The sequence below is a fragment of the Paraburkholderia hospita genome (genome assembly GCF_002902965.1).
In the GTDB taxonomy this organism is placed as follows: Bacteria; Pseudomonadota; Gammaproteobacteria; order Burkholderiales; family Burkholderiaceae; genus Paraburkholderia; species Paraburkholderia hospita.
In genome coordinates, this window is record NZ_CP026106.1 from 1 (window position 1) to 13,619 (window position 13,619).

13 protein-coding genes are annotated in these 13,619 nt (G+C 61.7%); 8 read left to right on the forward strand and 5 right to left on the reverse strand.

The window, feature by feature from the left end; all coding sequences use genetic code 11:
- Positions 1-1,353 carry a replication initiation protein gene (locus C2L64_RS18300; protein WP_007582898.1) on the forward strand — a complete coding sequence of 451 codons (1,353 nt, stop codon included), beginning with the start codon at positions 1-3 and terminating at the stop codon, positions 1,351-1,353.
- A 55-nt stretch (positions 1,354-1,408) separates the two neighbouring features.
- Here the strand turns inward: C2L64_RS18300 and C2L64_RS18305 are convergent, their stop codons facing one another.
- Positions 1,409-2,473, reverse strand: coding sequence for a ParB/RepB/Spo0J family partition protein (locus tag C2L64_RS18305; protein WP_007582899.1), 1,065 nt, complete (start codon positions 2,471-2,473; stop codon positions 1,409-1,411).
- Positions 2,474-2,497: 24 nt separating this feature from the next.
- On the reverse strand, positions 2,498-3,160 hold the full coding sequence (gene parA / locus C2L64_RS18310; protein ID WP_007582903.1) for a ParA family partition ATPase: 663 nt from the start codon (positions 3,158-3,160) through the stop codon (positions 2,498-2,500).
- Between the two features lie 698 nt (positions 3,161-3,858).
- Here parA and arsC point away from each other — a divergent pair.
- Entirely contained in the window at positions 3,859-4,230 is a 372-nt protein-coding gene (arsC, locus tag C2L64_RS18315) for an arsenate reductase (glutaredoxin) (protein ID WP_007582905.1), read from the forward strand.
- Between the two features lie 53 nt (positions 4,231-4,283).
- Here the strand turns inward: arsC and C2L64_RS18320 are convergent, their stop codons facing one another.
- Positions 4,284-5,249, reverse strand: a complete 966-nt coding sequence (locus C2L64_RS18320; protein WP_007582906.1) for a sulfonate ABC transporter substrate-binding protein — start codon at positions 5,247-5,249, stop codon at positions 4,284-4,286.
- Between the two features lie 262 nt (positions 5,250-5,511).
- On the opposite strand from C2L64_RS18320, the gene C2L64_RS18325 reads away from it, so the two are divergent.
- The 3 genes from C2L64_RS18325 to C2L64_RS18330 all read left to right on the forward strand — a co-directional run bounded on the left by C2L64_RS18325 (position 5,512) and on the right by C2L64_RS18330 (position 7,296).
- On the forward strand, positions 5,512-5,802 hold the full coding sequence (locus C2L64_RS18325; protein ID WP_007582907.1) for a DUF1272 domain-containing protein: 291 nt from the start codon (positions 5,512-5,514) through the stop codon (positions 5,800-5,802).
- 263 nt (positions 5,803-6,065) lie between these two features.
- Complete coding sequence (locus C2L64_RS55870) at positions 6,066-6,197, forward strand: hypothetical protein (protein WP_007582908.1); 132 nt, start codon at positions 6,066-6,068, stop codon at positions 6,195-6,197.
- A gap of 547 nt (positions 6,198-6,744) precedes the next feature.
- Positions 6,745-7,296, forward strand: a complete 552-nt coding sequence (locus C2L64_RS18330) for an NADPH-dependent FMN reductase (protein WP_007582910.1) — start codon at positions 6,745-6,747, stop codon at positions 7,294-7,296.
- An 82-nt stretch (positions 7,297-7,378) separates the two neighbouring features.
- Here the strand turns inward: C2L64_RS18330 and C2L64_RS18335 are convergent, their stop codons facing one another.
- Together C2L64_RS18335 and C2L64_RS18340 are read right to left on the reverse strand one after the other, a co-directional pair.
- A complete protein-coding gene (locus C2L64_RS18335) occupies positions 7,379-8,458 on the reverse strand; it encodes a hypothetical protein (RefSeq protein ID WP_007582911.1) in 1,080 nt (359 codons plus the stop codon).
- A gap of 219 nt (positions 8,459-8,677) precedes the next feature.
- A complete protein-coding gene (locus C2L64_RS18340) occupies positions 8,678-10,960 on the reverse strand; it encodes a hybrid sensor histidine kinase/response regulator (protein ID WP_007582913.1) in 2,283 nt (760 codons plus the stop codon).
- A gap of 724 nt (positions 10,961-11,684) precedes the next feature.
- Here C2L64_RS18340 and C2L64_RS18345 point away from each other — a divergent pair.
- Genes C2L64_RS18345 through C2L64_RS18355 form a run of 3 tightly spaced genes read left to right on the forward strand, consistent with a single transcriptional unit; the run spans position 11,685 to position 13,604 of the window.
- Complete coding sequence (locus C2L64_RS18345) at positions 11,685-12,053, forward strand: response regulator (protein ID WP_007582914.1); 369 nt, start codon at positions 11,685-11,687, stop codon at positions 12,051-12,053.
- Positions 12,046-12,669, forward strand: coding sequence for a chemotaxis protein CheC (locus tag C2L64_RS18350; protein ID WP_007582916.1), 624 nt, complete (start codon positions 12,046-12,048; stop codon positions 12,667-12,669). The genes C2L64_RS18345 and C2L64_RS18350 overlap by 8 nt, the downstream gene beginning before the upstream one ends.
- Positions 12,666-13,604, forward strand: a complete 939-nt coding sequence (locus tag C2L64_RS18355) for a GGDEF domain-containing protein (RefSeq protein ID WP_007582918.1) — start codon at positions 12,666-12,668, stop codon at positions 13,602-13,604. Before C2L64_RS18350 ends, C2L64_RS18355 begins: the two co-directional genes overlap by 4 nt.
- Positions 13,605-13,619 lie beyond the last annotated feature (15 nt).

The window sequence follows — 13,619 nt, forward strand, 5'->3', positions numbered from 1 at the left end:
ATGGCCACGACGAAGCGCGCGAAAAAGACCGATGTGGTGAGCCCAAGCTCCGCCGAACTGCGCAAAGCCGTCGAGGCGATTGCCATTCAGCCCAAGAGCGGCAAGATCACGCTGCTCACACGCAAACTGTTCAATGTCTTGCTCACGGTTGCCCAGCAAGCGGACGAATCGGGCGACACCTATCGTGCGCTCCTGTCGGATATCGTCGCAAACTCGGCTTTCGATTCGAACGACACCGCCCTCGTCAAGGAGCACTTGCGTCGCATGGTCTCCGTGCAGGTCGAATGGAGCCAGGGAACGTCGAGCCAGAAGCCCGGCCGCAAATGGGGCATCTCCACGCTTATCGCCGACGCCGAAATTCTCGAAGATCCGACGACGCGTCGCGTCTGGGTCGAATTCTCGTTCGCGCCGAAGATCAAAAAGAAACTGCTCGATCCCGTGCAATACGCGCGGTTGAGCTTGCAGTTCCAAAGCCAGTTGCGCAGCAGCGCGGGCCTCGCGCTCTATGAAATCTGTGTGCGTTATCTGACCAATCCGAGCCATCTGACGATGCGTGAGGCGTGGGAATGGTGGCGGCCTATCCTGTCGGGTACGCCCGACACGGAAGCCGGCGATGAAGCCAAGCGCGAATACAAGTATTTCAAGCGCGACTACTTGCGTCCGGCGATCGCAGAAGTGAATGCCGTCACAAATATCTTCGTGGAACTCATCGAGCATCGTGAAGGTCGCCGCGTCGCCGAAATCCAGTTTCGGGTGACTGAGCGCAAGCAGCCGATGCTCGCGCTCGATGAGCATCCGAATGTTTTCGACAGCACGCTCGTCGATCGGATGGTGAAGATCGGCATTCCGCTCAAAGAGGCGCAAACGCTGTACGCCGATAGCGAGGAAAACCGGATTCGTGCGGCGCTGCAAATGACCGAGCAGCGGATGCGCAGCACGACGCTGCCGCCCGTGCGCAGCGCGCCGGCGCTGTTCAAGGACGCGCTGAAGAAGGGCTATGCGCCGCCTGTCGATGCATTGCCTTCAGCGGCGGCTGGCAAAGGTGCGGCGGGCGCGCCTGCCGACGATCCGAAAGCGAGGCTCCTGGACGAGTACATGGCGCATCGGCGCAAGGAAGCGCAGGCGCTGTACCAGGAACAGGGTGAAGCGGAGCGCGAGCTGGCTCGCCGTTCGTTCGAAGAGGATGAATTGCCGGGCCTCGGTGGCCACATGCGCGACGATTGGCGACGACGCGGCCTGGAATCGAAGCTGACGGAAACCGCATTCTTTGACTGGCTCGCGCGCAAGACCTGGGGCGAGCCGACGGATGGCGATTTGCTTTCGTTCACGTTGAGCCAGTCGCGGGCCGCTTGATCCCTGCTTGATTCTGTGAAGCGCGCCATCGTTGGCGCGCTATTTCTTGCGTAACTTATTTCTGTTCCGACAGCATCTGCTCGATCTGTCGGAGAATTTCATCGCGCTTGTCACGCGTCAATCCCCGCAATTTCAGTTCGAGCCTGTCTTCTCCATATGACTTCAGGTCGCCGACCGATACCCCGGCTAGCTTGATATCGAGCCGCTGCGCGTAACGCTGGCGTCCTGCCGGCTTCGCGCTTTCCTGTGCCGTCGCCCTTCCCTTCACGATGTCGGCGACCTGGCGCGTGCTCAGATCGTCGGAGAGGATCTTGTTGATAAGACGCAGCGTCGAATCCGTGCCGCGCGCCGAGTGATACCGGCCGACCTGATACGCCATATTCGAGCCGAAGCGATCCGGTCGCGCGACCATCTCCTGCATCACCGTCTCCGGCAGTTTCGCAATCGAGAGTGCCACGGCGATCGTCGATTCATCGAGACCGAGATGTTCAGCGAGTTCCTTCTGGCTCTGAAAGTGTTTCTCGTCCAGAAAGCGTCGCCACACGATCGCGTTATCGAACACGGTTTGTGAATCGCGCTGGACGTTGAGGTCGTAGCCAAGTTTGTAGCTCTGAATGCCGATCGGGAGATCGATGACGATTGCCTTCACCGTCTCCTTATTCGCTTCTTTCAATGCCCGGACACGTCGGCCGCCATCGCTGACGAAATAGCTTCCCGGATTGTCGTAGTCGGGAATGACGTGAATGGCTTGCTGCTGTCCTTGCTTCGCGAGGTTGACCGCGAGCTCGGCAATCGACGACTTCAGATAGAAATACCGTGGGTTGAACGGACTCGGCTTGATTGCCTTCAGCGGAAGCTCAACGATCTGTCCGGCGCGATAGCTGTGCTCGGCTCGCCACGCGCGGTATTCAACCGATTCGTTCGCGGATTCGGTGGGCTCCGCTTCGCTCGGCGAAGTTGGCGCTACTGCGGGGCTCTTGAATGCGGCAATGTTCGTGTTTTTCGCTGCGTTTTGCACCAGCCCGTCGATCGCGTTCAGCCGATCGAGCGCCGTGCGCTTTTCGCTGCTGGTCGTATCGGGACGTGCCTGGAAGCCTTTGGCGAATTGGGATGGTTTCATTCAAGTACCTTTATGCGCATAAATTCAGGGGAGCAGGGCGGCGATCTCGTCAGCGCAGGCGCGAACTTCGAGAGCGGCCAGCTTCGCGCCCCGATCGTTCATCTGCAAGACTGTCTGACCAAGCGCCATCGCCTGTTTATAGGCCTCGCGCGTGGGGATCTGGGTGCGCAGGAGCGGGAAGCCAAGTTCTTCCAACGCTCGCTTCAACTCACGCGTCAGCATTCGCTTCTCTTCGGTCTTATTGAGGAGAAAGACGGCACGGAGGTCTTCGTTCATGACCTGTGCCTGCTGGACCAGCTTGACGAGACCCACGCTCGACCAGTAATCCGCTGGCGACGAGGACGTCGGCATCACGGCGACCGTTGCGGCGAGAAGGACCACGCCGGAGACCTTTTCCGTGATCGACGGCGGGCAGTCGACGACGATCAGGTCGTAGTCCGCAACGAACTTCTTGATCTCGCGATGGATCTGCGAGCCCGCCTCGGAGAGATTGACGACGGGGAATGGAATGCCGGACTCACTATCCGAAGATGCGCTCGCCCAGTGAATGAGGGTGTTTTGACCATCGGCGTCGACGACGAGGACGCGCTTGCCTCTTTCATGGAAGGCTGCGCCGAGGTGCATCGCAATCGTGCTCTTACCGACTCCGCCTTTCTGCTGTGTCACTGCGATGATTTCTGCTGCCAATGTTCACCTCCTCTTTTTGGACGCCGCTGAATTTTACCTTGGCGTTTTTCTAATTCAAACATTTTTGGTTACTTGCAACAGTTATAAGCCGTTTGACGTGGCTTTATGCGCATAAAGCCGAAGCGCGGAATGGTGAATGCGGGCGGCGTCGCAGGAGACTGTGCGGTTTTTGCCAACCACCCGTCGTCGCGGTTCAGTCGATATGAAGGGAGCGTCGCGTAACAGGTTCGCGCAAGCGATCAACGATGGAGTCTTTGGCAGACCGTGGAACGGCTGCTAACTACGGGCAGCAGCGTGCCCGAAACGACTGTGGGTTTATGCGCATAAACCTGGTTGAGCACCAGCCTCCCGCTGACTGGATATGACGCACTGCTACCGCCGTACGGCACAGGCATGTCGAAGTTATGCGCATAAACTCGACCGGGTAATGAGAAGTGTGGCGGTGGAAGCGCCGCCCAAGCGGCTTTGGGCGCCCATCGGCATTACTCCCCACGCCGCAGGCATATTCATGAAGGCCCCTGATGGCGAAGGTCAGAGCGGCTTTGACTGAACAGCACACGCAAGCGGCGCGGCGCCTCGAACCTGTTCTCAAGCACAAGCCGCAATCATTGGCCGCCAGTTGAGCGACAACCGCCACGCCAGACAAACGCAGCAGCTAGAATCCTCAACCTCACCCTTTCACTTCCCGCATAACGCCCATGATCACCGTCTACCACAACCCGCGCTGCTCGAAATCCCGTGGCGCATGCGAACTCATTAGCGACGTCTACAACCCGTCGAACGAACCTGTGGAGGTGGTCGAGTACCTTCGCACGCCACTGTCCGTGGCGCAGTTGAAGGAACTGAATCGAATGTTGGGGTGCCCCGTTCGCGAGATGATTCGAGATTCAGAAGCCATCTATAAAGAACTGGGCCTGGCTGACGCCTCGTTGACCGACGATCAGTTATACGAAGCGATCGCTGCGAATCCGATCCTGCTTCAACGTCCGATCGTCGTTCGCAATGGACGCGCCGTGATCGGACGGCCGCCCGAGAACGTCAAAGCTCTGTTTCCCGATCTGGCCAAGTAACGTGACGCGCGCGACAACGGGAGTCCGCATCGCGCGCAGGCATTAGATGGACACTACGCTTTCACGCCGAGAACAGCTTCCTTCGTGACGATCTTCGTCGGGATGATGCGAAGCTCAGTGAACGCATCGGCAATCCTCTGCTGCTCGGCGAGCACGCCTGCATCGATGGGCTTATAGACGTGCGCATAGTGTCGCAAGCTCGCTTCGACCACGCTGGCGTCGAGTCCCTGAATCGGTGCGAGCTGTGCAGCCGCTTCCGGGTAGTGATCGCGGACCCAGACGCCCTCTTTGCCAGCCTCGGCAACAACGGCATCGATCAGTTCAGCGTTTTGCTGAGCAAACGGGCGCGCGCTGAGGAAGAACTGGTGATGGCTGACGATGCCCGCACCGTCGGTCAACAGTCTCGCATTCGACTGGCGCTTTGCAGCTTCGAGAAACGGATCCCAGACTGCCCACGCATCGATTGCGCCGCGCTCGAATGCGGCGCGCGCATCAGCGGGCGGCAAGAACACAGTTTGAATATCGGTGTATTTCACACCGGCTTTCTGAAGCGCGGCGACCAGGAACCAGTGCACATCGGAACCCTTGTTTAACGCCACCCGTTTTCCCTTCAGATCCGCAACGGATTGAATCGGCGCATCGCGATGGACGAGAATGCCTTCGGCTTGCGGCGTCGGGATTTCGTACGCGGTGTACACGAAGTTGGCGCCAGCAGCTTGCGCGATGACAGGCGGCGCCTCTCCGACATAGCCGAAATCGATCGAACCGACGTTGAGTCCTTCCAGCAATTGCGGGCCTGCCGGAAATTCCGTCCACTTCACTCCCACACCCAGCGGCGCGAAGCGCTTTTCAAGCGTCCCATGTGCTTTCAGCAACACAAGCGTACTTGCGGCCTTTTGATAACCGATACGGATTTCTTTTGCGCGCGTCTGCGCGAATACGGGCAAAGCGGTCGACGCGAGGAGTGCGCCGGCTCCCGCCAGGAAAGCGCGGCGTGTGAACGTGGAATGTTGAGACATATACGGATTCGATGTAGCGAATACGGTCGCAACAGGGACCGATTGCGCTCAACGATAAGCCGATGACGGATCTCCGCGAACCGATAAATTCGCATAAGCAAATCACATCGAGTCTATGGCGTAGCTCGGTTCATCCGGCTTGGCAGGAATTGACGCCGCGCTGACACATTTGCCGAATCCGGCTTCCATAAACTTCAACCATTCACCGCTCCCTCAACGGGGCGGAACGAACGCCAAATCTCGTCGATTCTGGAGACAGGACATGCTCGAACTAAGACCGTCATGCGAAGGTTGTGGCAAGGCACTGCCACCTGACTCGAAAGACGCAATGATTTGCAGTTTCGAATGTACGTTTTGCGAAGTCTGCGCGCTGACCGCGCTGCGCAACGTGTGTCCGAACTGTGGTGGAAATTTCCAACATCGGCCGAGTCGTCCCGTGGCAATGCTGGAGAAACATCCCGCGTCGTCTGCACGTCATCCTGTCAGCGTGGACGAGGTCGCACACGGTGCATACCTGGCGCGTTATCGCGAGATCCCTCCATCAGCGCGTTAGGCGGCTGAAAGGCAACGGAAAGGCCACTGCAATACGCAATTGATTGTTGCCAATCTTGAAAGACGCGAAACGTCGAATTCGTCCACCGGCGAACCTGCACGGGGTCTACATCCCTACTCCGCCACCTGAGCAGCTCGTGATTACTACAGCCGATGAAAAAATCTCTTGGCAATCCGGCTATTCCTGGACGTGCGCTCCGTGGATATTCTCCGCCTCAACGATCGCGACGCGATCGCATCAACGCTGAGAATCCAGGAGTCACCATGAAACGCCTTCTTTCCGCCCTCGTTGCATCCATTGCGCTTTTGGCCGGTGCGACCGGGGTTGCCCATGCCGACAGCAACCCGAAGTGCGAAGGTCCCGCCTCGTATTGCAACGTGTTCTTCGGCAACTAAGTTCGCAATTGCAGTCGGTCACAAGGAAAGGGCGCTCCAGAGCGCCCTTTCTTATATGTGGCCCGCGCGATCAGACCTTTCCACCTCCATCGAGCCCGCTGCGCGTCCGCCAGACCTGCTTCCCGCGCTCGGAAAGCTCGCCGCGCTGTGTGTTTCATCCGCTTGCGTGCCTTCGACGGTCATCTCGCGGCCCGGCTGTTCAAGCGCGCGCCTTCTGCTCCTTGCGCGAGCACGACGCCCAGCACTTCGAAATCGCTGTCCACCGGGTCAACGCAAAGCTGTAACCGCAAGTGAGGTTGCACGCCGTTTGTTGCGTATGGCGACAGCCCGACGACGCGCTTGATTGATAAGGCAAAGATTCGACCTATCCACAGGGTTATCCAGAAAATCTGTGGATAACTTTTGCGTACCCCGGTTTATCCACTGCAGGAAACAAAAACGTCATATCAAGGGCACTAACGCCGTGTTTCGGGACGCCCGATCGGCCGCTATGATTGACAGGCCGCATCCCCTTTTGCGCGTTTCGCGCCAACCGAGGAAGGAACACATGGCCTATCAAATTGCAGTGGTCGTCGGCAGCTTGCGCCGCGACTCGACCAATCGCCAGCTGGCAAAGGCGTTGATCTCGCTTGCGCCCTCAGACTTTTCTTTCGAGTTTCTAGACATCGGTTCTCTCCCGCTCTACAGCCAGGACTACGACAACGATTTCCCAGAAGTCGCGCGTCACTTTAAGCAGCAGATCCATGCTGCCAACGGGCTGCTGTTCGTCACGCCCGAATACAACCGCTCGATGCCCGGCGTATTGAAGAACGCGCTCGACTGGGGTTCACGCCCTTGGGGCCATAGCGTCTGGGGCGGCAAGCCCGGCGCCGTGATCGGCACATCGCCGGGTGCGACGGGCACGGCGCTCGCGCAACAGCATCTGCGCAACGTGCTGGCGTATCTCGACGTGCAGACGCTTGGTCAACCGGAGATGTTCATCAAGCATACGGCTGGCCAGATCGATGAGAACGGCGACATCGCGAGCGACGACACGCGCAAGTTCCTGCAGAAGTTCGTCGATCGATATGTTGACTGGGTGAAGCGGCACGTAGGCTGAACGCGCCTCGTCTACACGTACAGCGGCGCCCGATCAAGGGCGCCGCATTATTTCCGGTCCTTTGCCAGTCGAATCGCGAAGACTAGTGATGGTGATGCCCCGTCACGCGATCCCACCCATGCTGCACGGCGGACTTGAAACGCTCCCAGCTACCTACAGCCTTGTCGCGCTCCCAATCCTCCCGCACTTCCGGCTCGACCTCGTCCCACGATCTGTCCTGATAGCGGATTTCGCGGGCCATCGTCGCGCCGTAGTGATAGGCCGGAACGTACTCGTCATAGCGCAAGCCTTCGTGCGCGTATTCCGCGTCATAGTGGGTGCGGAAATCCTCTTCGTATTCGAGATATTCATCCGGCACCTGTTGGGGCATCGCTCGCGCGGGCGCGGCGGTGTCGGGCGTCATCACGGCGCCTGAGCCGGCGATGCCCGCTGACGCGATCGCCGCGGCCGCGGGCGTATCGTCCTGATGCACGGCCGGCCGGTTGGCGGACGTGGGCACGCCATAATCGGGATACTGGGCCGCCTCGCCAGGAAGCGCCGTTGAGGGTTCCGGCGGCGGCACATCTGGCCGCATCACCGCTCCGGCGCCCGGCGCGCTCGCGGCGGCGAGCGCCTGTGCGGACGGTTCGTCGACGGGCGGCACGCCATGCAGTGCGTCCATGCGCGCACGGTTGCGCGCTTCTTCCTCAGCGAGCAGCGCGTCGCTCGACGGCCGCGCCGCCGTCGGCGTTACGGCCGGCTTGCCAATACCCAACTCGTCGAGCACCGAGTGCTCGCGTCTCGTCTCGGCTGCGGGCATCGCGGCATCGGGCGCCCGCTCGCTTACTTCGATCGCTCCAAGCTTGCTCAACGAAGTGCGCGCGAGTTCCGCATGCGACTCGCTCGCGGCGTTGACAGCCACGAGCACTGCGCCGCGTCGAACCGCATCCGTGTAGCGCTCGGCTTCAGGGGCGGTCGGGCCGGAGGTCGCGAACAGGCTCGACAGGAATCGTTCGATGTTGGCGATCACGCCGGGAGACTCCTCGGCGGCTGCGTCGGCGGGCGTTTCGGGGTGCGCCTGCAGATCGATGTCGGTGGACGCGAAGCCGGTCTGCACAAGCATGTTGCGCGCGCTTTCGGCCTGCGCGTAGGTGGCGAAAAGACCAATCACGGTGTGTCGCATGTCTGTCTCCGTCGGCTTTATGGGTGGATGCGGCGATGCACTACTGCATCCTCTGTGACGGTATACGCGCAACCTTCATGCCGGGCTTCGCGAGCGCGGGTCGACGGGAACTGTCAGAAGAGACAGGCGACAGCGGGAAGCCGTCGCCCACGGCAAGCGCGCCCGTCGCATGGCGCGCTTTTTACAAATATAGTCGGTAATCCCCGGCAAAACGGCCGCTCAACTGGCGGGGTGAGTCGGCGTATGCGCGAGATCGCGCTGCAGCGTCTGCAGGAATTTGTCGAGCAGCGCGATATCGAACGGCTTCGACAGCACGCGCACATCGACGTGGCGCGCGCGCTCCAGCTCTTCCGCATAGCCAGTGACGAGAATCACCGGGAGCTTAGTCTCGAAAGCTTGCACGCGTTCAGCGAGATCGATGCCGTTCAGCGTGCCGGGCATATGGATGTCGGAAATCACGAGGTCGAAGGGCAAGGGCTCGCCCGTTTCCTTTTGCCTCGCGTGCGCGGCGTCGAAGCGTTCCATCGCCGCGTCGGCGTTGAACACGCAGGTGACGTCGTGGCCCATCATCTGCAGCAACGCTTCCGTGCCCGCCGCGACTTCGTCGTTGTCCTCGACGAGCAGAATGCGCAGGCCATGCGGCGCGCCCGCCTCTTCCGCGATGGGCTCGGCAGGCCGCTCGACTTCAGGCGCCTGCGTCGCGCGCGGCAGATAGAGCCGCACCGACGTACCCGCGCCGATCGCGCTATCAATCGCGGCCAGCCCGCCCGAGCGCTCGCAGAACGCGAACACCTGAGGCAGGCCGAGACCCGTGCCCATGCCTTTCGGCTTGGTCGTGAAAAGCGGCTCGAACGCGCGCGACAGTATCTCCGGCGGCATCCCGACGCCCGTATCTTCCAGCGACAACTGCACGAACGCGCCCGTGATCGGAAAGCCGTCTTCGTGACGGAAGCTCACGTTGTTCGCGCGCACCGTAAAGCGTCCGCCGTTCGGCATCGCATCGCGGGCGTTGACGGCGACGTTGATCAGCGCGAGCTCGAGTTCGGCGACGTCGACCTGCATCGGCCACACGCCCGTGCCGACGTCCATCACCAGCGCGACCTTCGCGCCTAGCGAAGCGCGCAGCAGATCGCGGCAACCCGGCAGCCAGCGTTCGACGTCGAGCGTCTCGTTGCGCAAGGGCTGCTTGCGCGCCACGCCGAGCAATTGACGCGTGAGCGACTGGCCGCTCTTGAGCGCGCGCTCGACGGCGGACAGCTCGCGGTCGAACGCCGCCGCGCCGCGCCGCCGCACGATCTGCACATTGGCCGATACGATCATCAGCAGGTTGTTGAAGTCGTGCGCGACGCTGCCGACCAGATTGCCGAGCGCTTCCATCTTGCGCGATTGCCGGTAGGCCGATTCGATCGAGCGACGCATCGACGCTTCCGCCTGCCAGCGCTCCCACGCTTCCTCTTCCGCGCCGAGGCGCCTGAGCGACAGCCAGATCACACACCACAGCACGATGGACGGCACGAACGTCGACAGGATGAGCACGCTCAGGTGGCGATACCACGCGGCCCAGATCGCGGACGTCCGATAGCCGACTGTCACATACACGGGATACGAGCCGACGCGGCGAAACGCGACGATCAGCTTCTCGCCGTCGAGCGCCGAGCGCACCCGCACGACGCCCGCGCGCCGGCCTTCGGCGAGCGCGTCGGTGTACGCGTTGTGGCGGATGGGCTCTTCCGCCTTCGACGGCATGCCGACGGGATAGCGCGCGAGCACCGCGGCGTCGGAGCGCGTCAGCGCCATCGTCATCGGCGAGTCGTTGCCGCCCAGCAGCTCTCGATAGAACGCAGCGAAGTAGCTGGGCCGCAGCGCCACCGACACCACGCCCGCGAACCCGCCGTCCTCGCCGCGCCGCGCGACGCCCGTGTTGAACACGATCTCGCCCGCGACATGCCCGACCATCACCTTCGACACATGTTCGAGCACCTGGCCGTCGCGAATGCCGACAAAATCTTCGCGATGATCGATCGACACGGCCGGCGCCGGATAGAAACGGCTGCTGGCGAGCAGCGTGCCGTCATGCCCGAAGATCGAGACAGCCGCGACCTGCGGATAGCCGCCGCCCATCGTCTGCAGCTTTTCGTGGATCGCGGCTTCGCCTTCGCGTATGCCGTCGTCGTCGAGTCCCTGCACCAGATCGACGATGCGCGCGTTGAGCGCCTCGTTCATGTCGAACACTTTCAACGCGTGCTCTTCGGCGACGCGCACGGTGCGCAGCGTGAGATCGGTGGCGTCGGCCTCGCGCGTGCGCAGGTCGCTGAACGCCATCGCCGCCACGAACACGCACGGCACCACGACGGCCGCCACCAGCAGCGCGATCAGCGTCATACGGCGGACGGCAAAGTTCTGCTCGGGTACGGCGGGAAAAAGCGCTTCGTCGGGCCGCGTGCCGGTGGCACGTTCGTCCGGGGCATTCGCGTCGGCGGAATCGGGCCGGTCAGCAGTCATGGCGCAAGCCGCGCGCGCGGCCGATTGAAAAGGTGTGTGTTCTCATCATAGGTTCAGTGGACCATCCGCTCGCGCGCAATGCAACCAAGCAGACGCCGCGGCCGCGCCTGCAGGGCCCGGACGCTTTAGTCATACGAGTTCGCGAATCAGCGACGAATCCGGAAGCGCAAACGTACACAAAAGTACAAAGACGATCTTTTATCTGACGAATGCTTACGTTTCGACTCGAATCTGACTCAAACGAGTTAAATTCGTTCGACGAATGCATTCTGGCGAGTTGCCTTTCCGCCAATTTGATTCGAAAATTGCGCACAGACAAATAATCAGCCCGCCATGATCGGGCGAATTTCGCGCGAGGGACCGGGCATTGCATGCCATGCAAGACCGGGCAGACCCTCGCGTAGACCAGCGGGGCACCACGGAGCCATGAACGCCGTCTTGCCACCGCAGCACTATCTACGGGGTAGGCTTCGAAAATGCCGGTCATTGCCGTTGTCCATTGCGTGCGCGCTGCAGCGGCCGCACGCCGCGCGCGCAGCACCTGCCGTCGGGTGCGCCTGTCGCCGCGCCACGCGGGGTCGGCATCGCTCGTGCCGGCCGCTTCGGGTTCCCGCTTTGTCGCTGCCGCAGAGGCTGCGTCGCGCAACTGCGCGAGCGGCCACTCAAGTTCGCCCATGCAGCGCCGTTAACACGCAAGAACCCACTCCGTTTCCAGCCCGCCGCCATGCCTTTGCCCATTGTGATCGCCGATGACTCGCTGCTTGCCCGCAAGGTGCTCACGAAAGCATTGCCGCAGGACTGGGACGTCGACATTACCTACGCGTCCAACGGACGCGAAGCGCTCGAGCATTATCGCAAGGGGCGCGCATCGGTGATGTTTCTTGACCTGACGATGCCCGACATGACGGGCTATCAGGTTCTGGAGGCCCTGCAGCACGAGGACCTGAATACCTTCGTGATCGTCGTGTCCGCCGATGTCCAGCCGATGGCAAGGGAACGCGTGCGCACGCTCGGCGCGGTCGCATTCGTCCCCAAGCCCGTGACCACCGAGGCGGTGCTTCCCATCCTCAAGGAGTACGGGTTGTATGTCTGAGCCAGTCCTCAACGAAGATCAGCGCGACGCGCTGCAAGAGGTCGCCAATCTGGCGATGGGCCAGGCCGCGACGCGCCTCGCCCTGCTGCTGGATGCGTTCATCGAACTGTCCGTGCCGCGCGTGCGCGTGGTCGCCGTGCGCGAGGCCGCGTCGGCGCTGCGCGAGATGACGGGCATCAACGAGCCCGTGAGCGCCGTGCGACAAGGCTTTCGCTCGGACATCAAGGGCGAGGCGCTGGTGATCTGCCGCAGCGGCAGCATCGAGCAGCTGTGCTCGCTGGTGAGCGACCCGTATGCGAAGTCCGCGTATGAGGCGACCACCCAGGAAGAGCTGGTGTTCGACGTCGCGAACATCCTGACGGGCGCGTGCGTGTCGTGCATTCTCGACCAGCTTGGGCGCATGCCCGTGTTCTCGCAGCCGGGCCTGCTCGGCTCGGCGATGTCGCTCGACGACGTGTTCCAGCCGAACGTGCTCGCCTGGGAAGTCGCGCTGCTGGTCGAAGTGAATTTTGCGTTAGAGGATCAGAGTTTCCGCGCCCACCTCGTGATGCTGATGGCGGAAGACTCGATCCGTCATCTCAGTTCCGCGCTGGACGCGCTGCTTTCCAGCATATGAATGCCCCGCTTCCCACGCTGAGCGATCTGGTCGTCGAACGGGTCGGCTTCGGCATTTTCGTGCTCGACCGCCAGATGAACGTGCTGATGTGGAATCGCTTCATGCACGATCACAGCGGGCTGTCGGCGCAACAGGTGGTCGGCAGATCGATTTTCGCGAGCTTTCCGGAACTGCCGCGCGTGTGGTTGACGCGCAAGCTCGAAAGCGTGTTCCAGCTCGGGAGCTTCGCGTTCAGTTCGTGGGAGCAGCGCCCCTATCTGTTCAAGTTCGATCACGACCGGCCGATCACGGGCGGTGTCGATTTCATGCAGCAGGACTGCACGTTCATGCCGATCATGCGCGATCGCGAGGTCGAGGCCGTTTGCGTGACGGTCTCCGACGTGACGCACGTGAGCATCATGCAGCGCGAGCGCGAAGAGGCCGTGGCGAAACTGCAGGAATACGCGGACCGCGATGGGCTGACTGGCATCGCGAACCGGCGTTACTTCGAAGCGCGTCTGCGCGACGAGTACACGCGCTGGCAGCGTTACGGCGGCGAACTGTCGATCCTGCTGTTCGATCTGGACCACTTCAAGAAGATCAACGACCAGTTCGGTCACGTGGTCGGCGATACCGTGCTGCGTGATATGGCGCAGCGCGTGTCGCATGTCGTGCGCGCACAGGATACGTTCGGGCGCTTCGGCGGCGAGGAGTTTGCGCTGCTGCTGCCGTGCACGCCGCTGGAAGACGCGATGCTGGTCGCGGAGAAAATCCGCAATACGATTGGCGACACGCCGGTTGACGTGCAAGGCGTCGATGTGCCCGTGACGGCGAGTGTCGGCGGCGCGTCCGCGCGGGCGGGCGTGCCTGCCTACGAGGCGCTCATCAACGAGGCGGATGCGGCGCTGTACAGCGCGAAGCGGCAGGGACGCAACCGGTCGGTTGCGTTTATCTGAAGGGGTGTCTGGGAT